Genomic DNA, 24,692 nt, shown 5'->3' on the forward strand with positions numbered 1-24,692 from the left:
CTAGACCTGACCTTCCCAACACGCGATAAACCACTCACAATAACTGCGCACATCCATGCACGAAACTCACTTTCTTTGCCGCCCTAGGTCGACTTTCACGAGGGGCGATACGTCGCCCAGACACTGAATGACAATGCACGACTCCACGAGGGCAGAAATGTCTCAAGCCAGCGAGTCAAACGCGGACACGACGTCATCGCAGGAAGTGCAGCAGCCGCCGCACTGCCCGTCGAGAGGAATATCTGACTGGCTCCTCAGTTTGTCGCCGTCCGACTACGAGATGACGCTCAGGAAGCTCTCGGCGCACGGGGGCGTTGGCAGCAGATCCCGGCCAAGGACACCCCCCGACTGAGAGAACCTGACCGGCAGGCTGAACTACGTGAGAAACATAGTGAATCCACGCATCAATTCCGCGCCGCAACAGGGCGAGGCGTCGACTCCCTCACAGAGTCCGAAGCCCACCGGCTTGCCTGGTTCAAACCGCCTGAGTCCGTCCGAGATCGAAGAGCTGCGGCAGCACTTTAAGGAGGTGGGACGCCAGGTACAAGAGATCCTGGCGTCTCGGAAGAAATCACCAACCCTAAGCGGCGACAACAAAGCGGCACCGTCGTTGCGGTGATCAACCGCCGCAAATCCGGACGAATGCGCGACGCGCATGCCGAGGCTTGCACGCAAGGCGGTCGATTGGATCTCCTCGGGCTTCAGGTTCTAGAAACCACACACGCGTGACATCGAACAGATGCCGCTCCACGGTATGTCCGCTTTCGGCAGGGGACTCCCCTGGGAGTCCCCGATACGTCCCCGGGGACATTGCAATTGCTCGCACCACCAAAGGTTCATGGCCGGCTCGCAAGCAGCCACAGCCCTCAATGCAGGCCAGCAGCAGCCTCTGGCCTGCGGCCTCGATCTTGCCCTCTGCCCTAGCCTTCTAATGCAGCAGGCATCACTGAAACGCGACCGCGCGTGCTGGAGTGATCTGCAGCCTGACGCTTCGGCAAAGCGGTACTTCGCCGGGGATTCGGCGGGGATTCCAGGGGGACTCCCAGGTGAGTCCCCTGGGACAGGCCGAGAAGCTGTGGTGATGCGCTCAATGCGACCTCAGGAAACAGCAGACAGCTTCGGACGGGCCTGCGAACTGACTGCGGCCTCGAAGGCAACGCCTGCCTGATCCAGGATCCACGCCTCGATACGCTCGTGGTGAACTCGCAGCAGATCCAAGGGGCGGCGCTTGTAATGTTTCTCGGCCGTCGCGCTGGGCTTGTGGCCCTGGATCTGTGCGACGACGCCAGACGGGATATCCAACCACTCGGTGAGGCTCGAAAAACTACGGCGCAAGCCGTGCAGGGTCAGACCTTCGAGCCCTGCGCCGGCAGCAGCACAGCGATGCGCGCTGCTGGGATCGGTTAGGTGCCCGGTTGCACTGGCTTGCACGAGGGCGCCTGTGGGTGCAGTCGAGCCCTTTCGGGAGTGCTTCGCCTGCCGCCGTCGAATGCTCTCCGGATCCAAGCTGAGCGCCCTCGTACTCGCGAAAACCCACTCATTTCGGCGAGGCAGACCGGCGAGGAGGTGCGCAACGTAGGGAGTGAGTGGAATCAAGCGCTCGCCCTCTACCTTGTCGCGGATGGCCAAACTCTTCCACTGCGTATTCACGTCCTCCCACTTCAATGTCAAAACTTCGCCCGGACGTGCGCCTGTCATCAGCAACACGCGCAGGTAGGCGCTGATGACGGGGTTCTGAACCTGCCCCACAGCGCTAAACCAGGCCGGAAGTTGCTCCCGCAATAGGGCGTCATCTTTCGCCGCCGGTTTGCCAAGCACTTCACGCGCCTTCTTTGTCTTCGCCGGATTGGCATTGACCAGCAAGCGCGAGTACTCGGGATGCTCGGCGCACCAATTCAGGAAAACTTTCATGCAGCGCCAGCAAAGGCGGGCGTAGGTCGCTCGAACTGCTGCGTGTTCTCCGGCCCAGGCCTCCAACACAGCCGGCGTCAGTTCCCGGATCTGGAGCGACATCAATTGGAAGATTGGACCAGGCTGTGTCTTTGGCTTGCTGCCATCTGGGGCGAGTTTGACACCGCGCTTGCTGACCTCTCCGCCCGCTTTGCTCATCTTCACGTGATCGGCAAAGTTGCGCTCGCCCCAAAAAGGCTTGCGGTCCTCAAGGTAAACAGCCCAAGCCTCGCCGACGGTGACGCTGGCCAGCTTCTCCGCCTCCACCTGCGCTGCCTCAGCCACCTTTCGGGCTTGTGTCGCCGCGATTGCATTGCGCTTGAGGTCACGTGGATCTTTGCCCTCGTCAATCATCCGCTGCAATTCCCGCGCTTTGGCTTGTGCTTCGGGAATGCTCCAGGCATCAAGGCCGCCGATGGTCAGGCGCAGGTCCTTGCCTTGGTAGGTGCTTTGGAACACATAGGCTGGCTTTCCAGCCGGCGTGGACCGAACTCCGAGCCCAAGCACATTGGAATCCCATAGAAACGCCTGCTTTTTGTCGCCAGGACATTTGAACCCGTTGACCCGGCCGACCGTGAAAGACACCTTCGCCATGCTGACCTCTTCTTTGTCTTACACCGCCACCGATGTAAGGGAGGATGTAAGACTATTTCTTAAAAACAGGCAAACTTCCTTCAACGCCTCAAGGCAAACTTTATCACTAAGTTATTGATTTTTATGTGTTTAATCAATTCAGTTCAACACAAGAAAACATGCAATACAACGGAATCATAATCCGCAGGTCCGGGGTTCGAATCCCTGAAGCGCCACCAAAATATAGAAAGCCCGCTACCGAAAGGTCGCGGGCTTTTCTCTTTTCCGAGCTCTGTGCTCCTCTGCAAGCGCGGTCGAGCAGCAAAGGAAGTCAGCGGGAGTCAGCGTATGGCTCAGGCTCGAACCGCTGCCGGAGCCTCAAACGCCGCTAGCACCCGCTTGCGCACATCACGCCCAGCCCCCCGCGACCAGACCAAGCTCAGGAGCATCCGGCCGGCCAGCTTCAGCGCGAGCGCGAAGGCCAGCCACAGAAACAGCACAAAGCCAAAGAGCGCAATGCCATTGGAAGCCACCTTGCCTTTGCTGAGGTCGGCGCCGCCATCCACCCATTGCCGAGTTTCGCGGACCAACTCGCTGCCGCCCGAGGCGGCCTGCTCCATCAACGTGCCCGTCAACTCGGCGACAGGGATCACGCCGTTGGCATGCGCCATCAAATGATCAAGGGCCCGGCTCGCTTCGGGATGGGTGTGCTGATGCAGCAGGACCAAAGCACAAATCACGGCCAAGGACAAGGTCACCCAATTGGTCAGCAGGCGATACCAGAGCGGGCGGCGCAGCAGGCCGGCGGACAGGGCCCAGCGCTGCCAGTCCGAAATCAAGGCATGGGTCTCGCCGCTGGCAAAGTTCTGAGCCAGCAAGGGGGTGCTCTTTTTCTTGCCGCCCGCTTTCGTGCCGCTGGCAATCCGCACACGCTGACCGGCGCGCACGGCCATGTCGACATCGGACAGACGGAAGGCGGTCTCCTTGCCGTCGTCGCTCTTGACCCAGAACTCCAGCTGCTCCGAGGTCGAACTGATGATTTGGGTGCTCGCGATTTGACCCGAGCCCTGGTTGATGTAACCGCCACCGCCGGAGCCTCGCACATGGGTCTCGCTCCATTTCTGCTGCGAGACCACCTCGCCCTCCACCACCTCCATCCACATCTCGCCCGCCGGCATGGTCACGTTCTTGCGCATCACTCGTCCTGGTCTTGTTGCTTGCGAGAGGCCAGGCCGTCGCCAAGACGGCAGCCACAGACCCTCGAGTTCCCGATGATTCATCCGAGCGCGGCACCCTACCTGAAGCGCCGAGCGCCAGCCGCCCCGAGGCTGGATCGATCCATGGGCGGCAGGCGGCGCTTAGCCTACCAGCTGCGACAGCATGAGTTAGGAAGTTAGGTCCCTCACGCTTGCGTCTTGTTGCAATTGAGCGCTGTGCGCCAATTCACCGCGAGCTGCCCTGCGCCCATGCACCCAGCGATACAGCACCGGCAACACCAGCAAGGTCAACGCGGTGGACGACAGGATGCCGCCGATCACCACCGTGGCCAGCGGGCGCTGGACCTCGGCGCCGGTGCCCACGGCCAGGGCCATGGGCACGAAGCCGAGCGAGGCGACCAGGGCCGTCATCAGCACCGGGCGCAGACGAGTCAGCGCGCCTTCGCGCACGGCCTCGTCCAGCGCCATGCCTTGCTCCTCGCGCAGGCTGCGGATGTAGGCAATCATCACCAGGCCGTTGAGCACTGCCACGCCGGACAGGGCGATGAAGCCCACGCCGGCCGAGATGGACAGCGGGATGTCGCGCAGCCACAGGGCCGCAATGCCGCCGCTCAGCGCAAAAGGCACGCCGGTGAAGACCAGCAGGCCGTCCTTGAGGTCGCGGAACATGGCGAACAGCAGCAAAAAGACCAGGCTCAGGGCCAGGGGCACGACGATCTTCAGGCGCTGGCTGGCGGACTGCAGCTGCTCGAAGGTGCCGCCCCACTGGGTCCAGTAGCCCGGCGGGATCTTGACCTCGGCCTGCAGCCGGGCTTGCGCCTCGGCCACAAAAGAGCCGATGTCGCGTCCGCGCACATTGGCCGTCACGACCACGCGGCGTTTGCCCTGCTCGCGGCTGAGCTGGTTCGGGCCCGGCGCCATGTCGAACTGCGCCACCTCACCCAGGGTCACATAGGCCGGCGCGGCATTGGCGGAGGTGGGAGGCAGGCGCAGCGGCAAACGCTTGAGCGCCTCCACATCGCTGCGCAGGGTCTCGGGCAGGCGCACCAGGATGTCGAAGCGGCGGTCGCCCTCGAACAGCGTGCCTGCCTCCTGGCCGCCGATGGCGATGGCCGCGCTCTCCTGCACCTCGGCCACGCTCAGGCCCAAACGGGCCAGCTTGGCGCGGTCCAGCTGCAGGCTGAGCATGGGCAGGCCGGTGGTCTGCTCGACCTTGACGTCGGCCGCGCCGGGGATGCGCTGCAGCACCGCCGCGATGGCCTCGGCACTGCGCTCCATCACCGCCATCTCATCGCCAAACACCTTGACGGCCACATCGCTGCGCACGCCCGAGATCAGCTCGTTGAAGCGCATCTGGATGGGCTGGGTGAACTCGTAGTTCTGGCCCGGCACCTGGGCCACCGCCGCCTGCAGCGCGGCCACCAAGTCGGCCGTGGGCCGCTTGGGGTCGGGCCACTGGGCGCGCGGCTTGAGCATGACAAAGGTGTCGGCCACATTGGGCGGCATGGGGTCGGTGGCGATCTCGGCCGTGCCCAGCTTGGCGTAGACGCGCAGCACCTCGGGGAAGGTCTGGATCACCCGCTCCAGCTCCGCCTGCATGGCCACCGATTGACTCAGGCTGGTACCCGGGATGCGCAAGGCATGCAAAGCAATATCACCCTCGTCCAGGCTGGGCACGAACTCGCTGCCCATGCGGCTGAGCATCAAGCCGCTCAGGCTCACCGACACCGCCGCCAGCGCCAGCACCAGGGGCTTGTTCAGCAAGGCCCAGTCCAAGGCCGGCGCATAGCCGCGGCGAGCCCAGCCCATCAGGCGGTTTTCCTTTTCGGCCACATGCTCGCCGATGAACAAGGCCACGGCCGCCGGCACAAAGGTCAGCGACAGGATCATGGCGCCCGCCAAGGCCGCCACCACGGTGAAGGCCATGGGGTGGAACATCTTGCCCTCCACCCCGCTGAGGGCAAAGATCGGCAGGTAGACCACCATGATGATGAGCTGGCCGTAAAGCAGCGGCCGGCGCGCCTCACGCGCGGCGGCAAACACTTCGGCAAAGCGCTCGCTGCGACTGAGTGGTCGGCCGGCCAGGGCCTGGGCATGGGCCAGGCGGCGCACGCAGTTCTCCACAATGACCACGGCGCCGTCGATGATGATGCCGAAGTCCAGCGCGCCCAAGCTCATCAGATTGGCGCTGACGCGATTGGCCACCATGCCGCTGAACGTGAACAGCATGGCCAGCGGAATCACCGCCGCCGTGATCAGGGCCGCGCGCAAATTGCCGAGGAAGAGGAAGAGCACGGCCACCACCAGCAGCGCGCCCTCGAAGAGATTGCTCTTGACGGTGGCAATCGCCTTGTCGATCAGCACGGTGCGGTCGTACACCGTCTGCACGATCACACCCTCGGGCAGGCTGCGGGCGATCTCCTTGAGCTTCAAGTCCACCGCACGCGCGACGACGCGGCTGTTCTCGCCCATCAGCATGAAGACCGTGCCCAGCACCACCTCACGGCCGTTCTCGGTGGCCGCGCCGCTGCGCAGCTCCTGGCCCAGGCCCACCTCGGCCACATCGCGCACGCGCAGCGGCAGGCCCTGGCGGGTCTGGATCACCGTGTTGGCTATGTCCTTGATCGAGCCCAGCTGACCGGGCGCGCGGATCAGATACTGCTCACCGCGCCGCTCGATATAGCCGGCGCCGACATTGCTGTTGTTGCGCTCCAGCGCCTGCACCAGCTCGGCCAGGCTGAGGCCATGGGCCACCAGCTGCTCGGGCCGGGGCGCCACCAGGTACTCCTTGGCATGGCCGCCGATGGTGTTGATCTCGGTCACGCCGGGCACGATGCGCAGCTGCGGCTTGACGATCCAGTCCTGGATCTCGCGCAGATCGCTGAGCGTGTAGGCCTGGCCATCCGGCCGTCGCGCATCAGGCTTGGCCTCCACCGTCCACATATAGATTTCACCGAGGCCGGTGGCGATGGGCCCCAGCGCCGGCGCCAGGCCGGCCGGCAGTTGGCTGCGCGCCTGCTGGATGCGCTCGTTCACCAGCTGGCGGGCGAAGTAGATGTCGGTGCCATCCTTGAACACCACGGTCACCTGGGACAGGCCGTAGCGGGAGAGCGAACGCGTCTGCTCCAGATTCGGCAGGCCGGCCATGGCCGTCTCGATCGGGAAGCTGACGCGCTGCTCGGATTCCAGCGGCGAGTAGCCGGGCGCTTCGGTGTTGATCTGCACCTGGACATTGGTGATGTCCGGCACGGCGTCGATGGGCAGGCGCTGCAGGCTGTACAAGCCCCACAGCGCCATGGCCAGCACGCCCAGCATCACCGCCCAGCGCTGGGAGATGGCAGCTCTTATGAGTTTTTCAAACATGATGGTTTGCGTCCTCTCGCTGTTCTTTGCTCATCAGTGCGCGTGGGCCGCGGCCGACTTGCCGAGATCGGCCTTGACGACAAAGCTGTTGGCCGAGGCGTAACGCTCCCCGGCGCTCAGGCCTTGCAGCACCTCGGTGTGGCTGCCGTCGCTGCGGCCCAGGCGCACAGCGCGGGCCACCATACGCTGGCCTTCGCGCACGTACACCTCGTCGCGACCTTCGCGGCTTTGCAAGGCCTCGTTGCGCACCGCCACCGGCACCGTCACCTCAGCCGAGGCGCCTGTTTGGCCTGTTTGCAGCGCCACCGTCACCGGCTGGCCCGGCCGCCACTGGCCGCGCGGGTTGGGCAGCAGCAGGCGGGCCATGGCACTGCGGCTTTGCTCGGCCACGGTGCTGCCGATATGGCTCAGCGTCAGCGCCGGCTCGGTGGCCGCTGCGCCCTGGATGCGGCCGCGCGCGCCGATCTGCAGCTGGCCCAGGGTCTGCACCGGCAGACTCAGCTCCACCCACAGCGTGCCCAGATCGGCCAGCTGGAAGATGGGCGCATCGTCCTTGAGCACCTCGCCAACGCTGATCTTTTTCTCGACCACCACGCCAGCCATCGGCGCGCGGACCTCGTAACGGGTCAGGCCCGCGGTGCCGCTGGCCGCCGCGCCGGCGCCCAGGGCTTGCAGCTTCTGGCGCGCGTTCTCGGCGGTGATGTCCGCCTCCTGGAAGGCCTGGCGGGCTTGGAGGTAATCCTGCTCGGCGCTGATCTTTTCCTCCCAGAGCTTCTTCTCGCGCTCGTAGACACCGCGCGCCAGGGCCAGGCGCTTTTGCGCCGCCAGCTGCTCGCTGCGCTGGTCGGCCAGGGCCTGGCTGGAGATGACGGCCAGCACCTGGCCGGCTTGCACCCGGTCACCGGCGCTGACGCGCACCGCCTCGACCTGGCCGGCCAGGCGCGGCGTCACCAGCACGCTGCGGTCCTGGTTCAGCTTGACCTCGCCCAGCAGCTCCAGGCTGCGGGCCAGGTTGGCCGGTCCGGCGGCTTCCAGGCGGATGGCCTGGCGCTGCAGCTGCTCGTCGCTGAGCTCGACGAATTCTTCGCCGCCGTCGGCGGAGCTGGCCGCCACAGCAGGGGCCGAGGCGGGCACCACGGGCGGGGCCGCCACAGAGGGCGCTTCTTCGTGGGGCGCCTCACCTTCGCTGTGCGCATGGGCGTCAGCCCCGGCCACGGCCGGCCCGCCGCGCAGGATGGCCCAGCCGCCGGCCAGGCCCAGGGCGAGCACCACGGCCACGGCCACGGCCTGCTTCTTGGGGCGCGCTGCCGGGCTGGGATTTGTAGCTTCAGTGGGAGTGTTGCTCTTCTTCATCATGATGTGGTGTCTTGTTGGGTGGCGGGCTGCACGGTGAAAGGCGGCAGCCCCAAAAGGCGGGCGATCTCGGCGGCGGCGCGCCAGGCTTCGGCGCTTTGGCGCAGGGCTTGCTGGCGCAGCTGGAACAGGCTGCGCTGGGCATCGAGCACGTCGATGAAGGCGAACTTGCCCAGCTCATAACCGCGCAGCGCGGTGTCAAACGCCGTCTGCGCCAGCGGCAGCTGCTGCTCGCGCAGGCTCAGCTGCTGCAGACGGGTCTGGCGCAGGCGCTCCTGGGCTTGCGCCAGGTCCAGCCGCAGGCGCACTTGCGCGGCGGCCAGTTGCTCGCGCGCCTGCTCCTCGCGCTTCAGCGCTTCGAGCAAATTGCCCTCGTTGCGATCGCGCAGCGGCAAAGGCAAAGACAGGCCGATCACGGCCATGCTTCGCCCAGTTTCCGCCTCATGTTTGGCGCCTAGGCTGACGGTCAGATCGGGCACGCGCTTGGCGCGCTCGCCGGCCGTCAGCGCCTGGCGGCGGGCGATGTCCAGGCGGGCCAGGCGCAGGGCCGGCGCTTCATCGAGTGCCGTGCTGCTGGGCGCGACTTCGGCGCTGCTGGGCGGCATCTGCTCGGCCTGACCCTCGGCGCGCTCGAAGCGGGCCTCGGCGCCGCCCCAGAGTGCAGCCAGGCGCTGGCGGGCCAGGCTCAGCTCACTGCGCGCCTGGGCCAGGTCCGCACGCACGGCGCCGGCGGCGACCTGGGCCTTGTGCAGCTCCAGCGGCGCCACCTTGCCAGCCTGCAGGCGCAGCTGCACCGCCTGCACGCTGCGCTCGGCCAGCTGCATGGCCGACTCGCTCAGGCGCTGCTGCTCCTGCGCCGCCAGCAGTTCAAAGAATGCCGTGCTGACGGCGGCCTGCAGCTCGGCCTGCCGCGCCAGCAAGCCCACGGCCGCCTGCTCGCGGGCATGGGCGGCCGCGGCCACGCGGGCGGCGCGCTTGCCGCCCAGCTCCAGGGCCTGGCTCCACTGCACGGTGCTGCTGCGGCTGGCACGGCGCGTGTCTTCGATCAGCAGGCTGAGCTCGGGGTTGGGGGCCACGCCAGCTTGCTGCTCGGCCGCTTCCTGAGCCTGCAGCTCCAGGCGCGCCGCGGCCAGATCGGGGTTGTGGCTCAGGGCCAGGTTCAGGGCTTGCGGCAGGCTCAAGCTCGCCGCGAGCGTGAGCGAAGGCTCAGGCGTTTGCGCCAGCAAGCCCGGGCTCAGCAGGGCCAAGGCGCAGAGCGACAGCAGCGTCGCGGCGCGGGTCATCCGCAGCGGCACCGGTACAACTTGAAAAGACAAAGGGGTTCGCATCGAACACTCCGGTTTGTGTGGAAAAACAGCACATACGGGTGGTCGGCGCAGCGTCCGGCGGGCCTGAAAACGAAACGATCAGGCCGAACTCATCTCACACGGCCAGGCCGTGTGAGGACGAGCAAAAGGGAAAGAGAGTCTTGGACGACGCGCCGCTCAGGCGCGCAGCCAATTGGGGCGGTCGCGCCCCTCGGGAATGTGCGAGCGCGCAGCTGCGCAGCGCGGCGGCGGGCGCCTCTCGGCGCCGTCGGCCTGGGCACCTAGACCGTCGTCGGGCGACACGGCCAGCGGCGAATGGTTGCAATGGCAATGGCCGAGGGCGCAGACATCCTGGGCCCTGAGCTCAAGCGCATCACCGTCATCGCCGAGCACTTGAGGCTCACGCGGCTCGGCATGGGCCTGGCCTTTCAGATGCACGGCCGCCTCCAGCGCGCTGGCCTGGAACTCCTTGATGCAGCACAGCGCTGCCGCGGCCCAGCTGGACTGGGCCAGCATCAACAGTGCCAGCACGGTGAGGAGAAGACGACGCATGGAGAAGGCTTGAACAAAAGCGGGCGCAGTATAGCCAGCGCGGCAGACGATCATGCGGGTAAACGCTTGATGTCAGCGCTGAATTTCAGCGGCGCGGGCTGCGCAGCATGCGCAGCCCGTTGAACACCACCAGCAGGCTGGCGCCCATATCGGCGAACACCGCCATCCACATGGTCGCGCTGCCGAACAAGGCTGCCAGCAAAAACGCCGCCTTGATGCCCAGCGCCAAGGCGATGTTTTGCCACAGCACGGCGCGGGCGCGGCGCGAGAGGCGGATGGTCTCGGGCAGGCGCGACAGGTCGTCGTTCATCACCACCACATCGGCCGCCTCCATGGCCGTGTGCGTGCCGGCGCCGCCCATGGCAAAGCCGATGTCGGCGCGGGCCAGGGCCGGCGCGTCGTTGATGCCGTCGCCGACCATGGCCGTGGGGCCCAGCCGGGCCTGCAGCTCGGTGATGGCGGCCAGCTTGTCCTCGGGCAGCAGATTGGCGCGCAGCTCGGTGATGCCCAGCTGGGTGGCGATCGCCTGCGCGGTGCGCGGGTTGTCGCCCGAGAGCATGACCGGGGTCAGTCCCAGATCGATCAGATCGGCCACGGCCTGGCGGCTGGAGGGCTTGACCGTGTCGGCCACGGCGCACAAGGCCAACACGCCGCCGGCATCGGCCAGCAGGCTGACGCTGCGGCCGGCCTGCTCATGCAGCGCCATCTGCGATTCCAGTTCCGGCGAGCACTGGCCGCGCTCCTCGATCCAGCGGTGGTTGGCCAGCACCAGCGCCTGGCCCTCGACGTGGCCGGCCACGCCACGGCCCGCTTCGGCGCGGAAGCCTTGGACCTCGGGCATGGCGGCCACCGTGAGGCCCTGAGCGATGGCCTTGGACACCGGGTGGTCAGAGCGCGCAGCCAGGGCCTGTGCCCAGGCTTGCACGCGCACCAGCTCGGCGCCGGGGCGCAGCAGCTCAAAATGCGTCAGCACCGGCCGGCCTTCGGTCAGGGTGCCGGTCTTGTCGAGCGCCACGACCTTGAGCTTGCGAGCCTCTTCCAGATAGACCCCGCCCTTGATCAGGATGCCGCGCCGCGCCGCTGCGGCCAGGCCGCTGACCACGGTCACTGGCGTGGAGATCACCAGGGCGCAGGGGCAGGCGATCACCAGCAGCACCAGGGCTTTGTAGACCGATTGCAGCCAGGTCCAGCCGGCCAGCCAGGGCATCAGCACCGCCACGGCCAGCGCCAGCACAAAGACCGCCGGGGTGTAGATGGCCGCAAAGCGATCAACAAAACGCTGCGTCGGTGCACGGCTGGACTGCGCCTCTTGAACGGCATGGATGATGCGGGCCAGGGTGCTGTCGGCCGCAAGGGCCGTGACTTCAAATTCCAGCGCCGCGGTCTGGTTGATGGTGCCCGCAAAAAGCTCGTCGCCGGCCCGCTTGTCCACCGGCAGGCTCTCGCCCGTGACCGGGGCCTGGTCCACCGCGCTCTGGCCGCGCAGCACGCGGCCGTCCAGCGGCACGCGCTCGCCCGGCTTCAGGCGCACGTTCGCGCCCAAGGCCACCTCGGCGCTGGGCAAGCGGCGCCACTGGCCATCGGCCTGCAGCACTTCGGCATCCTCGGGCGCCAGCGCCAGCAGGCTCTGGATGGCATGACGCGCACGGTCCACGGCGCGCGCTTCGATCAGCTCGGCCAGGGCATACAGCGCCATCACCATGGCCGCCTCGGGCCATTGGCCGATGACAAAAGCGCCGGTGACGGCCACGGCCATCAAGGCATTGATGTTGAGGCGGCCGACGCGCAGCGCCGCCAGGCCTTTTTTGTAGGTCTCCAATCCAGCCAGGGCGATGGCCACCAGGGCCAGGGCCATGGAGGCGATCTGGAAGGGCAGCGTGTCCGGCGCGAAAAAGGCCAGGGCTTCGGCGCCCAAGGCCGCAAGCAAGGAGGCGATCAAGCGCGAGATACCGGCACCCAGGCCTGAGGCCGCGGGAGCGCCCGGCTCGGCATCCTGGGACAAAAGCTGCGGCTCGTAGCCGAGCCGGCGGATGGCAGCCAGGGCCTGGGCCTGCACGGCCTCCGGCGCTTTCAGGGCCAGCTGGCGCTGGGGCAGATCGAAACGCAGCGCTTCGATACCGGCGATCGGCTCCAGCGCCGCGAGTATCTCGGCCTGCTCGACCGCGCAGTCCATGCTGGCGATGCGGTAGCGGGTGTAACCGGTCAGCGCGGCGGGCGCGGCCGGCGGCAGCACAGGCTCGGATGCCTCGCAGGCATGGCTGCAGCAGTCGCCGTGGGCGGCCGGCTCGGTCGGGGCATGTGCATGGGCATGACCGTGTTCATGGCCGTGGCTGTGGGCATGCCCATGAGGAGCAGAGCGGGAAGCAGAAGGGGCGCGTGTGTCCATGGCTTGCATTGGAAACCCTGGAGTGAGTCCAGAGTCAAGCGCATCGCTGGCTTTTACTTTTCGATATTTCCATAGATATGAAATAATTTATGCCATGCCTGAAGAACACGTCATCCGCGCCCTTGCCGCCCTGGCCCAAAGCCACCGCCTGCGCATTTTTCGCCTGCTGGTGGTGGCCGGGCCTGACGGGCTCACGCCCGGCGCCCTGGTCGAAGCCCTGGGCCTGCCAGCGGCCACCCTGTCGTTTCACCTCAAGGAACTCAGCAATGCCGGCCTGCTCAGCCAGGAGCGCCTGGGCCGCAACCTGGTCTACCGCGCCGACTTTGCGCAGATGAACGGCCTGCTGGCCTACCTCGGCGAGAACTGCTGCCAGGGCCAGGACTGCCTGCAACCCAAGCCGCTGGACTGCGGCTGCTGAGTGGGGAAGGTGAACGAGTGAACAGGTGAACGGGTGAACTCAAGCCGCCCCCTCACGACTCACGACTCACGACTCACGACTCACGATTCACCCATTCACCCATTCACCTGTTCACCTGTTCACCTGTTCACCCAAGCCATGACCACCCACGTCCTCATCCTCTGCACCCACAACTCCGCGCGCAGCGTGCTCAGCGAAGGCATGCTCAATCACTGGGCCCAAAAGCTCGGCCGGGATGTGCGCGCCCACAGTGCCGGCAGCGCGCCCAGCGGCCGGCTCAACCCCTTCGCGTTGGAAGCCTTGACGAATGCCGGCGTCGATGTCGCGGGCTACCGCAGCAAGAGCTGGGACGAGTTCACGGGCCCGGAGGCGCCGCCGCTGTCCATCGTCATCACGGTTTGCGACAGCGCCGCGGCGGAGACCTGCCCCTTGTTTTTCTCCGGCAGCGAGCAGCCGCCGGTACAGGTGCATTGGGGCTACCCCGACCCGTCGAACGCCGAGGGCGGTGAGGAGGGCAAGCGCCGTGCTTTCGAGCTGACCCGCCAGGCCATCGCCTACCGCATGCTGCAGCTGCTGGCCCTGCCTCTGGAGCGCCTGCGCGGCGCCGAGTTGGCCGCGGCACTGCAGGCCATTGCGCGCAGCTGAGTTGACGGGGCAGCTTCACCATGCACCACCGCTTGTCGTCTCAAAAGCTGCTGGCCGAAGCCCTGGGCACGGCCTTGCTGCTGGCCATCGTCATCGGCTCCGGCATCATGGCCGAGCGCCTGGCCGGCGGCAATATCGCCATCGCCCTGCTGGCCAACACGGCCGCCACCGTGGGCGGACTCTATGTGCTGATCGAAGTTTTCGGCCCCATCAGCGGCGCCCATTTCAACCCCGCTGTGTCCCTGGTGATGGCCTGGCGCCGCGAACTGCCCTGGCCCAGCGCGGCGCCCTTCATCGCCGCCCAGTTGCTCGGTGCGCTGCTCGGCGCCTGGGCCGCCCACGCCATGTTCGAGCTGCCTTTGCTGCAAACCTCAGCCAAGCTGCGCGCCGGTCCGGCGCAATGGCTGGCCGAAGGTATTGCCACCGCCGGCCTGCTGCTGGTGATCCTGCGCGCGCCGGCAGGCCGGGCTTCGTCCCTGGTGGCCGCTTACATCGGCGCGGCTTACTGGTTCACCGCCTCCACCTCCTTTGCCAACCCCGCCGCCGTGTTCGGCCGCATGTTCAGCGACAGCTTTGCCGGCATCGCCCCGGCCAGCGCGCCCGGCTTTGTGCTGGCCGAGCTCCTGGGCGCTGGACTGGGCCTGGTGCTGCACCACGCCCTCTCACCCCGCCCTTGCTCACCGACCCCATCGCCATGACTGACTCTCTTCACATCAAGCCCGAAGACTTCCCGGCCCTGGACACGCAGTTGTTCCAGCGCCCCAAGCTCGAAGCCCTGCGCCCCGCCCAGCTCAGCGTGCATGCACCGCGCTTTCTGATCCTCTACGGCTCGCTGCGCGAGCGCTCCTTCAGCCGCTTGCTGGCCGAAGAGGCCGGGCGCCTGCTGCAAGCCATGGGCGGCGAGGTGCGATTCTTCAATCCGAGCGGCCTGCCCTTGCCGGACGACAGCGCCGACAGCCACCCCAAGGTGCAGGAGCTGCGCGAGCTGGTGCTGTGGAGCGAGGGCATGGTCTGGAGCAGCCCCGAGCGCCACGGCGCCATGACCGGCGTGATGAAGGCGCAGATCGACTGGATCCCCTTGACCAGCGGCGCCGTGCGCCCGACCCAAGGCAAGACCTTGGCGGTGATGCAGGTCAGCGGTGGCTCGCAGAGCTTCAATGCCGTGAACCAGCTGCGCGTGCTGGGCCGCTGGATGCGCATGCTGACCATCCCCAATCAGAGCTCGGTGGCCAAGGCTTTCCTCGAGTTTGACGAGCAGGGGCGAATGAAGCCTTCGGCCTATTACGACCGGGTCGTCGACGTCATGGAGGAATTGTTCAAATTCACCTTGTTGACGCGCGATATCGGGCCTTGCCTGGTCGACCGCTACAGCGAGCGCAAGGAAAACGCCGAGGCCTTGTCGCAACGGGTCAATCAGGCCGCCTTGTAAAACGGCCAGCGGCCGGGGTCGACAGGAGGATCAGAGAGCGGCGCTCGTGCCGCGGCGCTGCCGCCGCAGCCACCACCAGCCGCCCACGCCGCCGAGTGCCGCCAAGGTGGCCAGACCAAGGGCCCACCAGCCGGCTTGCGCGCCGGCACCAGCACGCCGCTGCTCGCGCGCCAGCAGTGCATCGCTGAGCTCGCCCATTTCCGCATGAAGTGCCTTCTGCTCTGCCTGCAAGGCCACGAACTGGGCCTCGGCCTGCTTGATACGGTCGGGCCGCGGGCCTTCGACGCCGACCGTGGTGCTCGGCATGGCACCGAGCGGACCGCCGACATCTAGTGCCATCAGAAGACGAATGCCGGCGAGCGGGGCATACCAATCCACCGGGCTGCCTCTGGCTGAGGGCGAAACTGCAGCACTACGCTCGGCCAGGCCCAGATCCAGGCGCAAGGCCGGGCCCTTGTGGCGCAACACCACAGTCGGTGCCGGCACCGGCTGAGGCTTGGTCTTCGCGAGCACCGGCGACGCTGGCGGAACGGCAGGCCTGGCCGGTGCCGAAGCCGCAGACACTGAAGCAGGCAAGGACGGCTCCAGCATCAGGCTGAACTGTTGGCGCGGGCAACCCAAACTCAGCACCACCACCGGCTCAGCCACCGGTGCATGGGTCTGCACACGCATCACGATGGAACCGCCGGCCGCCTGCCAATCGATGCTGCGCATGAACTCGGCGGGCTTGAGCAGACGATCACCCACGCTGACATCCACCTTGAAACAAGGGTCGCTCAAGGTCTTGCTGGTTTTGTCGCCGGGCGTCAAACGAAGCGCAATCTGCACCTGCAAAGGCTGATGCAGGGCGGACTGCAGGCGCGGCGGGCTGATCTCCAGGGCCTGACTCGACGCGGCGGCCACGAGACCAGCTGCCAGCCAGACCCGAGGGAGGAGATCACGGAAAGTGACGTTATGCAGCATGCGCACCCAGGCGATTCATGGGAGTGCCGGTAAACCGGCTTGACCTTCCTGGGACTCTAGCATGCAAGACCTGCAACACAGGGTAGTTACGATGCTGCGCACAGCGGCCGCTGACTGGGTAGCGCCACTACAATCACCGGCAGTTCCCACTCGGCCGCGACCATGCTTTCTAAACTCCTGCCTGTGACACGCACCAAGTTTCGCCCGACCGTTCTGGCCAGCCTGCTGGCCCTGTCTCTAGGCCTGCTGAGCACCGGCCTGGTACGCGCCGACGATGTGAGTGATGTGCAGGCCCTGCTGGCCGCCGGCAAGGCCGCTGAAGGTCTCAAGAAGGTCGAGCATTTGCTGGCCGCCAAACCCGAAGACCCGCGCCTGCGCCTGCAGCGTGGCATTGCTTTGTCGCTGCTGAACCGAAATTCAGAGGCCATCGGCGTGTTTCAGAAGCTGATTGACAGCCACCCCGAGCTGCCCGGCCCTTACAACAACCTGGCCGTGCTCTACGGCAACCAGGGCGAATACGAAAAGGCCCGCCAAGCGCTGGAACTGGCCATCCGCACCAATCCGGCCTACGCGACCGCCTTCCAGAATCTGGGCGACGTCTATGCCCGTTTGGCCGGACAGGCCTACAAGAAAGCCCTGGCCCTGGACAAGAGCGACGGCGTGCTGCCGCTGAAGCTGGCCGTGGTGCAGAACATCTTTGAAACCAGCGTGGACCCACGCAAACCGGCGACTCCGGCAGCCAGCCCCGCGCCGACGCCCGCACCTTCGCCGGCCGCTGCCCCCGTGGCAGCGCCGCCTGCGACCAAGGCCACACCAGCACCAGCTCCGGCCACAGCGCCACCGACACCGGCACCCGCTCCTGTTGCCACCCCTGCGCAGGCCCCTGTGCCTGCACCGGCACCCAAGCCTGCAGCCGCGCCGGCACCGGCACCAACTGCCGTCGCCGCAACACCAAGCCCGGCCCCAGCCCCGATCGCCAAGGCCGAACCGAGCAAGGCCGAGAACAGCGTGGCAGCCGATCGCCAGGCGGTCGAGAACACCCTGCAAGCCTGGGCCAAAGCCTGGAGCTCGCGTGATATGAACGGCTATTACGCGGCCTATGTGCCCGAGTTCAAGGGCAAATTGCCCAACCGCAAGGCCTGGGAACAAGAGCGTCGCGAGCGCATCACCAGCAAGAAGAACATCAAGGTCAAGCTCAGCGACATCAAGGTCAAGCTTCAGGGCGACAAAGCCACGGTCAGCCTGCGCCAGGACTACAGCTCCGACGCACTCAGCGTGAAGAGCAGCAAGACCTTCACCATGAGTAAGAGCCGCAGCGGCCGCTGGCAGATCGCCGACGAAACCAACCGCTGAGCACAAACAGCCCTGAGCCCTGAGCACTCCCCACAACCGCAAGTCACCGCCCTTTCCTGTTGTCTACTGCTTCCATGCCGGCCCCCAATTCCGATCTCGAACGACTGACCGAGCGCCTGTCGGCACGGCGCCGCCGCAAAGAGCGTCGGCGGCAGTTGTTGATCGCCGGTCTGGCGACGACACTGCTGAGCGTCATCGGTACGGTGGGCTTTGTCTCAGCCCGGTCCAAATTCAGCGCCGCCGACTCGCTGGACGGCAGGGCCAGCTCCAGCTCCGGTCATGGCCAGACCGGCCCAGACTTGCTGACGGCGCAACTCGACGGAGACACGCCGGAAAGCCAGCTGATTCAGGTCTACCAACAGCTGGCCAAAGGCGAAGAAAGCCGAGCCTTTGCCTTGGTGGAACATCTGGTTCGCCGTCAACCCGATTTCGCTCTGGCGCAAATGGTCTACGGCAGCTTGCTGCTGGCCCGCAGCGGCCAAGGTGAAGCACTGGAGCGACAGTTGGCCGCCAGCGGCAAGAAGCCCGACCCGGCCACGCTGCTGCGCACCGAAGCGCGCTTGCGCCTGGCCGCGCTGGTCGAGCGCCCGCCGCAAGACGCCCTGCCCGAGCAGATGTTCGGCCTCTCGCCCAGCGTGCGCCACGCCATCATGGTGGACACCAGCCGCGCCCGCCTCTATCTGTTTGAGAACAGCGCCAACGGCGTGCGCTTGCTGCGCGACAGCTATGTCTCGATTGGCAAGCTGGGCACCGGCAAGCTGGTCGAAGGCGACCAACGCACGCCGCTGGGCACCTATTACGTCGGCCCGCGCCGCGATGAGGCCGCTGCGCGCTATGGCGCCGCCGCACTGCCCTTGAACTACCCGAACGAGATCGACCGCTTGGCCGGCCGCGGCGGCACCAGCATCTGGCTGCACGGCGAGCGCAGCGGCAACTACGCGCGCAGCCCGCAGTCCACCGACGGCTGCATCGTGCTCAGCAATGACGAGATGCGCCTGCTGGCCGAGACCGTGACGCCTCGCGAAACGCCGGTGTTGGTGATGGACAAGATTCGCTGGGTCAAAAAGAGCAGTGTCAGCAGCCCGCCGGCGCTGGACGCCGGTTTTGAATCAGCCTACGAGCAGTGGCAGCAGGCGCGCCTGCGCCAGGACGCAGCCGCTTTGCGCCAGCTCTACGAACCAGGGTTGCAGCGCGGCTCGGACAGCAGCAGCGACAAGCTGGCCAGCAATCTGGCCCGCATGGCCAAGCAAGAGTTGCCTCTGCAATCGCTGGAACGCCTGAGCGTGCTGCCGGGCCAGCATGCCGAACCGGTGCTCATCGTCACCTACCGCGAACTCAGCGCCCAGGACGAGCGCGCCCGACTCAAGCGTCAGTACTGGCGTGAACAAAATGGGCAGTGGAAGATCTTCTTCGACGGCGTCATCGGCTGAGACTCGCCGGTTTCGACGGGCGCTGCACTAAAATCGTCGTTTGCGCTGAAGCCAGCGCCCAGCCCCGTGCTGCCTCCGCGCAGCGCGCCCATTCACGCAGCCCCTGGACAAATACCATGCAACGCTGTGTTCATTCCGCCTTGGCCACCCTGGCCGGCGCCGCCCTTGCGCTCAGTGCGCCTTTCGCCGCGCAGGCGCAGTCCCACCGGCAATTCAGCCCGCAGACCTTGCGCGGCGAATTCGTGCTGGTGCAAACACCCGATGTACTGCTCAACGGCAAGCCGAGCAAGCTCTCGCCCGGAACTCGGGTGTATGGCGACACCAATCTGCTGCAGCAACCGGCCAGCTTGGCCGGCCAGAAGCTGACCGTGCACTACACGGTGGCACCCGATGGCCAGATCCTCGATGTCTGGCTTCTGAACCCCGTCGAGCTGGCCAACAAGACTTGGCCCCGCACGCCGCTGGAAGCCGCCAGCTGGGCCTTCGAGCCCGGCACGCAGACCTGGCTCAAACGCTGAGCGTCCGCAGCGTCCTTGCATCCGGCTGGCCTCGCGCGCCAGCCCGCCCTCTTTTTTCCTGAGTCCCGCCATGAGCAGCAACACCCCGTCCCCCAAGAAAGTCTTCATCAAAACCTTCGGCTGCCAGATGAACGAGTACGACTCGGGCAAGATGGCCGATGTGCTGGGCGCCGCCCAGGGCTACGAGAAGACCGACGATGTCGAGCAGGCCGACCTGATCCTCTTCAACACCTGCTCAGTGCGCGAGAAGGCGCAAGAGAAGGTATTCAGCGACCTGGGCCGCGTCAAGCATCTGAAGGAGAAAGGCGTGCTGATCGGTGTGGGCGGCTGCGTGGCCTCGCAAGAGGGCGCGGCCATCATCGAACGCGCACCCTATGTGGACGTGGTCTTCGGCCCGCAGACCCTGCACCGCCTGCCGCAGATGCTGGCCGCGCGCCGCGAAGAGCGCCGCCCGCAGGTGGACATCAGCTTCCCCGAGATCGAGAAGTTCGACCACCTGCCGCCGGCCAAGGTCGAGGGCGCTTCGGCTTTTGTCTCCATCATGGAAGGCTGCTCCAAGTACTGCAGCTACTGCGTCGTGCCCTACACCCGCGGCGAAGAGGTCTCGCGCCCCTTTGACGATGTGCTGACCGAGATTGCCGGCCTGGCCGACCAGGGCGTGGTCGAGTTCAATCTGCTGGGCCAGAACGTCAATGCCTACCGCGGCAAGATGGGTGACACGAGTGAATTTGCCGACCTGGCCCTGCTGCTCGAGTACGCGGCCGAGATCCCTGGCATCGAACGCCTGCGCTTCACCACCAGCCACCCGAACGAGTTCAGCCAGCGCTTGATCGAGGCCTACGGCAAGGTGCCGCAGCTGGTCAACCACCTGCACCTGCCGGTCCAGCATGGCAGCGACCGCATCCTCATGGCCATGAAGCGCGGCTACACCGCCCTCGAGTTCAAGAGCACGATCAAAAAGCTGCGTGCCATCCGCCCAGACATCCGCATCGCCAGCGATTTCATCGTCGGCTTCCCCGGCGAGACCGAAGAAGACCATGCCAAGCTGATGAAGCTGGTGCATGACATCGGCTTCGATGCGTCCTTCAGCTTCATCTTCAGCCCCCGCCCCGGCACGCCGGCCGCCGCGCTGGAAGACACCACGCCCTACGAAGTGAAGGTCAAGCGGCTGCAGGAGCTGCAAGCCGTGATCGAGGCCAACACTTTGGCAATCAGCGAAACCATGGTCGGCACGACCCAGCGCATCCTCGTCACCGGCAATGCCCGCAAAGACGCCAGCGAACTGATGGGCCGCACCGAGTGCAACCGCATCGTCAACTTCAAGGGTCAGGCGCGTTTGATGAACCAGTTGGTGGACGTCAAGATCACCCAGGCCTTCGCGCACTCGCTGCGCGCCGAGGTGCTGACCTCGGAGACCGTCAGCGCCCCGGCCTGAAGCTCAGGATGCATTGCGGCAGGCTGATACCCAAGAGCATCAGCCCATAGCCCAGCATCTTGCCGTCCCGGCCCAGCAGCACCAAAGCCAGGATCAAGCCCGCGCTGCCACCCCAGCCGCCCCAGACCGTCAAGCGCCGCCAGGCCAGGGCCTTGAGCTCGCGCCGCCACAGCAGCTTGGCGCCACCCGCCATCAAGGCGGCAACGACCCAGGCGGGCAGGAAGAAATTGCTCAGGTGCCAGAAGGCGTCCAAGGGATTCAAGGTGGCGGTGCTCGCAAGCTGGCGGTTCGTTGGGACGGGGTTTGCTTGATGTGCATCAAGCTTTTCAGGCACATCCATGGCCTTGCGGCCACAGGCGCCTCGTCAGTCAATTTTATAATCCACCCATGACGGTCTTCGCCCTCGGTCTGAACCACAACTCCGCGCCCCTGGATCTGCGCGGGCGTTTTGCGTTCTCGCTCGAGCAACTGGCCCCCACCCTGCTGCAGTTCCGCGAGCAACTGAACCAAGGCCACAAGGCCAGCAAGGGGCCGGCCGAAGCCACCATCCTCTCCACCTGCAACCGCACCGAGATCTATGTCGCCGGCTCGGGCGCCGGCGTGCAGCCCGCTGTCGACTGGCTAGCCCAAGTCGGCGGCGTCAGCCCGGCCGCGCTGATGGACCATGCCTATGTGCGCGAGGGCAGCGCCGCGGCGCGCCACGCCTTCCGCGTCGCCAGCGGGCTCGACTCCATGGTGCTGGGCGAGCCGCAGATCCTCGGCCAGATGAAGCAGGCCGTGCGCGAGGCCACAGATGCCGGCACGGTCGGCACCACCTTGCACCAGCTCTTCCAGCGCAGCTTCTCGGTGGCCAAGGAGGTGCGCAGCTCGACCGAAATCGGCGCCCACTCCATCAGCATGGCGGCTGCCTCGGTGCGCCTGGCCGGCCAGCTGTTTGAAGATCTGAGCAAGATCCGCGTGCTCTTTGTCGGCGCGGGCGAGATGATCGAGCTGGTGGCCACCCATTTCGCCGCCAAGACACCGCTGCACATGGCCGTGGCCAACCGCACGCTGGAGCGCGGCGAAAAGCTGGCCACCCGCCTGGGCGCCGAGGCCGTGCGCCTGGCCGACCTGCCGCAGCGCCTGCATGAATTCGACGCGGTGATCTCCTGCACCGCCAGCAGCCTGCCTCTGATCGGCCTGGGTGCCGTCGAGCGGGCGCTGAAGGCCCGCCGCCACCGCCCCATATTCATGGTCGACCTGGCCGTACCGCGCGACATCGAGCCCGAAGTGGCGCAACTGGACGATGTCTACCTCTACACCGTCGACGAGCTCGCCACACTGGTGCAGTCGGCCGGCGAAAAGCGCCAGGCCGCGGTCGAGCAGGCCGAAGCCATCATCGAAACCGGTGTGCAGAGCTTTGTGCACTGGCTGGGCCAGCGCCACACCGTGCCCCTGATCCAGGCCCTCAATGCTCAGGCCGAAGACTGGCGCGAGCATGAGATGAGCCGTGCGCGCAAGCTGCTGGCCAAGGGCGCCGATGTCGACGAAGTCATGGAAGCCCTGGCCCGCGGCCTGACGCAAAAAATGCTGCACGGTGCCCTGGCCGAGCTGCACAGCGTCGACGGCGAGCAGCGCCTGCAGCTGGCGCAAACCGTCTCGCGCCTGTTCCTGCGCAACAGCGCACGCAGCCCGGAAAAATCGGCGTCCGAGAATTAGCGACCGAGCAGGTACACCCCTGCCCTGTGGGTTCTTGCCCCACTTCCGCTCGTTCTCTGCCTTTGCCGATTGCTTCCCCATGAAAGACTCCCTGCGCCAGCAGTTCGATCGCCTTGCCTTCCGCCTCAGCGAGCTCGATTCGCTGCTGGCCGATGGCTCTCTGGCCGCCGACATGAAGCGCTACCGCGCCCTGACCAAGGAGCAGGCCGAGGCCGCCGAACTGGTCGGCCAGTACCGCCAGTACCTGCAGCGCGAGGCGGACTTGAACGAGGCCCGCAGCCTGCTGCAGGATCCCGAGATGGCCGAGATGGCGCGCGAGGAAATCGCCGCTGCCGAGGCCGACACCACGCGCCTGCATGAATCGCTGCAACTGGCCTTGCTGCCGTGCGACCCCGACGACGAGCGCCCGGCCTTTCTGGAAATCCGCGCCGGCGCCGGTGGCGATGAATCGGCACTCTTTGCCGGCGATCTGGCCCGCATGTACCTGCGCTACGCCGAACGCCAAGGCTGGCGCAGCGAGATCCTCTCGGCCAGCGAATCCGACCTGGGCGGCTACAAAGAGCTGGTGGTGCGCATCGAGGGCGAGCGGGTCTACGGCCGGCTCAAGTTCGAATCGGGCGGCCACCGCGTGCAGCGTGTGCCGGCGACCGAATCGCAGGGCCGCATCCACACCAGCGCCTGCACCGTGGCCGTGATGCCCGAGCCCGACGAGGCCGAGGAGGTGACGCTGAACCCGGCCGAGCTGCGCATCGACACCTTCCGCGCCAGCGGCGCCGGCGGCCAGCACGTCAACAAGACCGACTCGGCCATCCGCATCACCCACCTGCCCACCGGCCTGGTGGCCGAATGCCAGGATGACCGCAGCCAGCACCGCAACAAGGCCAAGGCCATGGCCGTGCTGGCCGCCCGCCTGCGCGACAAGGACAAGAACGAACGCGCCGCCAAGGAAGCCGCCACCCGCAAGGGCCTGATCGGCAGCGGCGACCGCAGCGACCGCATCCGCACCTACAACTTCCCACAAGGCCGCCTGACCGACCACCGCATCAACCTGACGCTGTACAAGCTCGGCGCCATCATGGACGGCGACCTCGACGATGTGGCCGCCGGCCTGCAAGCGGCCCAGGCGGCCGAACAACTGGCGCTGCTGGAGGAAGGCCGGGCATGAGCCTGAACCCGCCCCTTGACGTCAAAGCCGCCCTGGCCCTGGCGCGCCAGCTGGGCCTGGAACGCGGTGATGCTCAGATCCTGTTGGCCGAACGCCTGCAGCAAAGCCGCGCCTGGCTGATCAGCCACGACGACGAGGCCCTGAGCCCGGCCCTGGCCGCCCAGTTGGCGAGCGAAATGCAGCAGATGGCCGAAGGTCTACCCCTGGCCTATGTGCTGGGCGAAAAAGAATTCCACGGCCTGAGCCTGCGCCTGAGCCGCGACACCTTGATCCCACGCGCCGACACCGAGACCCTGGTCGACTGGGCGCTGGAATTGCTGCCGGGCCTGGGCACCGCACCGCGCGTGGTGGACCTGGGCACAGGCAGCGGCGCCATCGCCTTGGCAATCAAGGCCGGCCGTCCGGCGGCCGAGCTCAGCGCCGTGGACCTGAGCGCCGGTGCGCTCGATGTGGCGCGCGGCAATGGCGAGCGTCTGGGCCTGGCGGTGGAATTCTTGCAGGGCAGTTGGTGGAACCCACTGCGCGGCCGCCGCTTCGAGCTGATCGTCAGCAACCCGCCCTATATCGCCGGCCAGGACCCACATCTGCCCGCCCTGCGCCACGAGCCGCTGAGCGCCCTCACCCCGGGCGGCGACGGCCTGAGCGACCTGATGACCTTGATCGAAGGTGCGCCCGCTCACCTGAGCCCGGGCGGCTGGCTGTTGCTGGAGCATGGCTACGACCAGGCCGAGCCGGTCGCCCTGGCGCTACAAGATCGCGGCTTTGTCGATGTGGGCCTGCGACACGACTTGGGCGGCCAGCCGCGCGTCAGCGGCGCACGCTGGCCTGGCTGATTCACGCAACACAAATTAGCAATTGCCAGCAAATTGCTGGCAATTTGACGCGTGTGTTTTCCTGCACAGGCAGTAGCATGGGTTCAACCCACTGTTTCAGGAGA

20 protein-coding genes are annotated in these 24,692 nt (G+C 66.5%); 11 read left to right on the forward strand and 9 right to left on the reverse strand.

Features of this window, described 5'->3' with window-relative positions; all coding sequences use genetic code 11:
• Window positions 1-1,098: 1,098 nt before the first annotated feature.
• From LNV23_RS20585 to LNV23_RS20615, 7 genes are all read right to left on the reverse strand, one after another.
• Window positions 1,099-2,544: a tyrosine-type recombinase/integrase gene (locus LNV23_RS20585; RefSeq protein ID WP_263564709.1), complete on the reverse strand. Its 1,446-nt coding sequence runs from the start codon at window positions 2,542-2,544 to the stop codon at window positions 1,099-1,101.
• A 332-nt stretch (window positions 2,545-2,876) separates the two neighbouring features.
• Complete coding sequence (locus LNV23_RS20590) at window positions 2,877-3,719, reverse strand: hypothetical protein (RefSeq protein ID WP_263564710.1); 843 nt, start codon at window positions 3,717-3,719, stop codon at window positions 2,877-2,879.
• Between the two features lie 189 nt (window positions 3,720-3,908).
• Window positions 3,909-7,103, reverse strand: a complete 3,195-nt coding sequence (locus LNV23_RS20595; RefSeq protein ID WP_263564711.1) for an efflux RND transporter permease subunit — start codon at window positions 7,101-7,103, stop codon at window positions 3,909-3,911.
• 33 nt (window positions 7,104-7,136) lie between these two features.
• Window positions 7,137-8,459: an efflux RND transporter periplasmic adaptor subunit gene (locus tag LNV23_RS20600; protein WP_263564712.1), complete on the reverse strand. Its 1,323-nt coding sequence runs from the start codon at window positions 8,457-8,459 to the stop codon at window positions 7,137-7,139.
• Window positions 8,456-9,739 (reverse strand): TolC family protein, encoded by a 1,284-nt coding sequence (locus LNV23_RS20605; RefSeq protein WP_263564713.1) that lies wholly within the window; start codon window positions 9,737-9,739, stop codon window positions 8,456-8,458. The genes LNV23_RS20600 and LNV23_RS20605 overlap by 4 nt, the downstream gene beginning before the upstream one ends.
• Before the next feature lie 201 nt (window positions 9,740-9,940).
• Window positions 9,941-10,315, reverse strand: coding sequence for a hypothetical protein (locus LNV23_RS20610; protein ID WP_263564714.1), 375 nt, complete (start codon window positions 10,313-10,315; stop codon window positions 9,941-9,943).
• Between the two features lie 85 nt (window positions 10,316-10,400).
• Window positions 10,401-12,701, reverse strand: coding sequence for a heavy metal translocating P-type ATPase (locus LNV23_RS20615; RefSeq protein ID WP_263564715.1), 2,301 nt, complete (start codon window positions 12,699-12,701; stop codon window positions 10,401-10,403).
• A 94-nt stretch (window positions 12,702-12,795) separates the two neighbouring features.
• Between LNV23_RS20615 and LNV23_RS20620 the strand changes: the two genes are divergently transcribed.
• The 4 genes from LNV23_RS20620 to arsH all read left to right on the forward strand — a co-directional run bounded on the left by LNV23_RS20620 (window position 12,796) and on the right by arsH (window position 15,193).
• Window positions 12,796-13,119 carry an ArsR/SmtB family transcription factor gene (locus LNV23_RS20620; protein ID WP_263564716.1) on the forward strand — a complete coding sequence of 108 codons (324 nt, stop codon included), beginning with the start codon at window positions 12,796-12,798 and terminating at the stop codon, window positions 13,117-13,119.
• 138 nt (window positions 13,120-13,257) lie between these two features.
• Window positions 13,258-13,764 (forward strand): arsenate reductase ArsC, encoded by a 507-nt coding sequence (locus LNV23_RS20625; RefSeq protein WP_263564717.1) that lies wholly within the window; start codon window positions 13,258-13,260, stop codon window positions 13,762-13,764.
• Between the two features lie 32 nt (window positions 13,765-13,796).
• The gene (locus LNV23_RS20630; protein WP_263564718.1) at window positions 13,797-14,462 is read left to right on the forward strand and encodes an aquaporin; all 666 of its coding nucleotides are present in this window, start codon (window positions 13,797-13,799) and stop codon (window positions 14,460-14,462) included.
• Complete coding sequence (gene arsH / locus LNV23_RS20635; protein ID WP_263564719.1) at window positions 14,459-15,193, forward strand: arsenical resistance protein ArsH; 735 nt, start codon at window positions 14,459-14,461, stop codon at window positions 15,191-15,193. Before LNV23_RS20630 ends, arsH begins: the two co-directional genes overlap by 4 nt.
• 30 nt (window positions 15,194-15,223) lie before the next feature.
• Here arsH and LNV23_RS20640 read toward each other — a convergent pair whose 3' ends face one another.
• Entirely contained in the window at window positions 15,224-16,096 is an 873-nt protein-coding gene (locus LNV23_RS20640) for a hypothetical protein (RefSeq protein ID WP_263564720.1), read from the reverse strand.
• 222 nt (window positions 16,097-16,318) lie between these two features.
• Between LNV23_RS20640 and LNV23_RS20645 the strand changes: the two genes are divergently transcribed.
• The 4 genes from LNV23_RS20645 to miaB all read left to right on the forward strand — a co-directional run bounded on the left by LNV23_RS20645 (window position 16,319) and on the right by miaB (window position 20,892).
• On the forward strand, window positions 16,319-17,509 hold the full coding sequence (locus LNV23_RS20645; RefSeq protein ID WP_263564721.1) for a YybH family protein: 1,191 nt from the start codon (window positions 16,319-16,321) through the stop codon (window positions 17,507-17,509).
• Window positions 17,510-17,583: 74 nt separating this feature from the next.
• The gene (locus tag LNV23_RS20650) at window positions 17,584-18,939 is read left to right on the forward strand and encodes a L,D-transpeptidase family protein (protein ID WP_263564722.1); all 1,356 of its coding nucleotides are present in this window, start codon (window positions 17,584-17,586) and stop codon (window positions 18,937-18,939) included.
• Window positions 18,940-19,055: 116 nt separating this feature from the next.
• Window positions 19,056-19,457, forward strand: coding sequence for a hypothetical protein (locus LNV23_RS20655; protein ID WP_263564723.1), 402 nt, complete (start codon window positions 19,056-19,058; stop codon window positions 19,455-19,457).
• A gap of 70 nt (window positions 19,458-19,527) precedes the next feature.
• Window positions 19,528-20,892: a tRNA (N6-isopentenyl adenosine(37)-C2)-methylthiotransferase MiaB gene (miaB, locus tag LNV23_RS20660; RefSeq protein WP_263564724.1), complete on the forward strand. Its 1,365-nt coding sequence runs from the start codon at window positions 19,528-19,530 to the stop codon at window positions 20,890-20,892.
• Here the strand turns inward: miaB and LNV23_RS20665 are convergent.
• On the reverse strand, window positions 20,876-21,154 hold the full coding sequence (locus LNV23_RS20665; RefSeq protein ID WP_263564725.1) for a hypothetical protein: 279 nt from the start codon (window positions 21,152-21,154) through the stop codon (window positions 20,876-20,878). The genes miaB and LNV23_RS20665 overlap by 17 nt on opposite strands.
• 125 nt (window positions 21,155-21,279) lie before the next feature.
• On the opposite strand from LNV23_RS20665, the gene hemA reads away from it, so the two are divergent.
• The 3 genes from hemA to prmC all read left to right on the forward strand — a co-directional run bounded on the left by hemA (window position 21,280) and on the right by prmC (window position 24,588).
• A complete protein-coding gene (gene hemA, locus LNV23_RS20670; protein ID WP_263564726.1) occupies window positions 21,280-22,590 on the forward strand; it encodes a glutamyl-tRNA reductase in 1,311 nt (436 codons plus the stop codon).
• A 79-nt stretch (window positions 22,591-22,669) separates the two neighbouring features.
• Complete coding sequence (gene prfA / locus LNV23_RS20675; RefSeq protein ID WP_263564727.1) at window positions 22,670-23,755, forward strand: peptide chain release factor 1; 1,086 nt, start codon at window positions 22,670-22,672, stop codon at window positions 23,753-23,755.
• A complete protein-coding gene (prmC, locus tag LNV23_RS20680; RefSeq protein WP_263564728.1) occupies window positions 23,752-24,588 on the forward strand; it encodes a peptide chain release factor N(5)-glutamine methyltransferase in 837 nt (278 codons plus the stop codon). The genes prfA and prmC overlap by 4 nt, the downstream gene beginning before the upstream one ends.
• Window positions 24,589-24,692 lie beyond the last annotated feature (104 nt).

The organism is Kinneretia sp. DJ1R-11, from assembly GCF_025717595.1.
Taxonomy (GTDB): domain Bacteria; phylum Pseudomonadota; class Gammaproteobacteria; order Burkholderiales; family Burkholderiaceae_C; genus Paucibacter_A.

Coding starts and splice junctions, on each gene's coding strand:
- LNV23_RS20605 (WP_263564713.1), bottom strand. CDS start 9,739: ATGACCCGCGCCGCGACGCTGCTGTCGCTCTGCGCCTTGGCCCTGCTG.
- LNV23_RS20615 (WP_263564715.1), bottom strand. CDS start 12,701: ATGGACACACGCGCCCCTTCTGCTTCCCGCTCTGCTCCTCATGGGCAT.
- prfA (WP_263564727.1), top strand. CDS start 22,670: ATGAAAGACTCCCTGCGCCAGCAGTTCGATCGCCTTGCCTTCCGCCTC.
- LNV23_RS20655 (WP_263564723.1), top strand. CDS start 19,056: ATGCAACGCTGTGTTCATTCCGCCTTGGCCACCCTGGCCGGCGCCGCC.
- LNV23_RS20600 (WP_263564712.1), bottom strand. CDS start 8,459: ATGATGAAGAAGAGCAACACTCCCACTGAAGCTACAAATCCCAGCCCG.
- arsH (WP_263564719.1), top strand. CDS start 14,459: ATGACTGACTCTCTTCACATCAAGCCCGAAGACTTCCCGGCCCTGGAC.
- LNV23_RS20590 (WP_263564710.1), bottom strand. CDS start 3,719: ATGCGCAAGAACGTGACCATGCCGGCGGGCGAGATGTGGATGGAGGTG.
- LNV23_RS20620 (WP_263564716.1), top strand. CDS start 12,796: ATGCCTGAAGAACACGTCATCCGCGCCCTTGCCGCCCTGGCCCAAAGC.
- LNV23_RS20595 (WP_263564711.1), bottom strand. CDS start 7,103: ATGTTTGAAAAACTCATAAGAGCTGCCATCTCCCAGCGCTGGGCGGTG.
- LNV23_RS20645 (WP_263564721.1), top strand. CDS start 16,319: ATGCTTTCTAAACTCCTGCCTGTGACACGCACCAAGTTTCGCCCGACC.
- LNV23_RS20585 (WP_263564709.1), bottom strand. CDS start 2,544: ATGGCGAAGGTGTCTTTCACGGTCGGCCGGGTCAACGGGTTCAAATGT.
- LNV23_RS20610 (WP_263564714.1), bottom strand. CDS start 10,315: ATGCGTCGTCTTCTCCTCACCGTGCTGGCACTGTTGATGCTGGCCCAG.
- LNV23_RS20625 (WP_263564717.1), top strand. CDS start 13,258: ATGACCACCCACGTCCTCATCCTCTGCACCCACAACTCCGCGCGCAGC.
- LNV23_RS20650 (WP_263564722.1), top strand. CDS start 17,584: ATGCCGGCCCCCAATTCCGATCTCGAACGACTGACCGAGCGCCTGTCG.
- miaB (WP_263564724.1), top strand. CDS start 19,528: ATGAGCAGCAACACCCCGTCCCCCAAGAAAGTCTTCATCAAAACCTTC.
- hemA (WP_263564726.1), top strand. CDS start 21,280: ATGACGGTCTTCGCCCTCGGTCTGAACCACAACTCCGCGCCCCTGGAT.
- prmC (WP_263564728.1), top strand. CDS start 23,752: ATGAGCCTGAACCCGCCCCTTGACGTCAAAGCCGCCCTGGCCCTGGCG.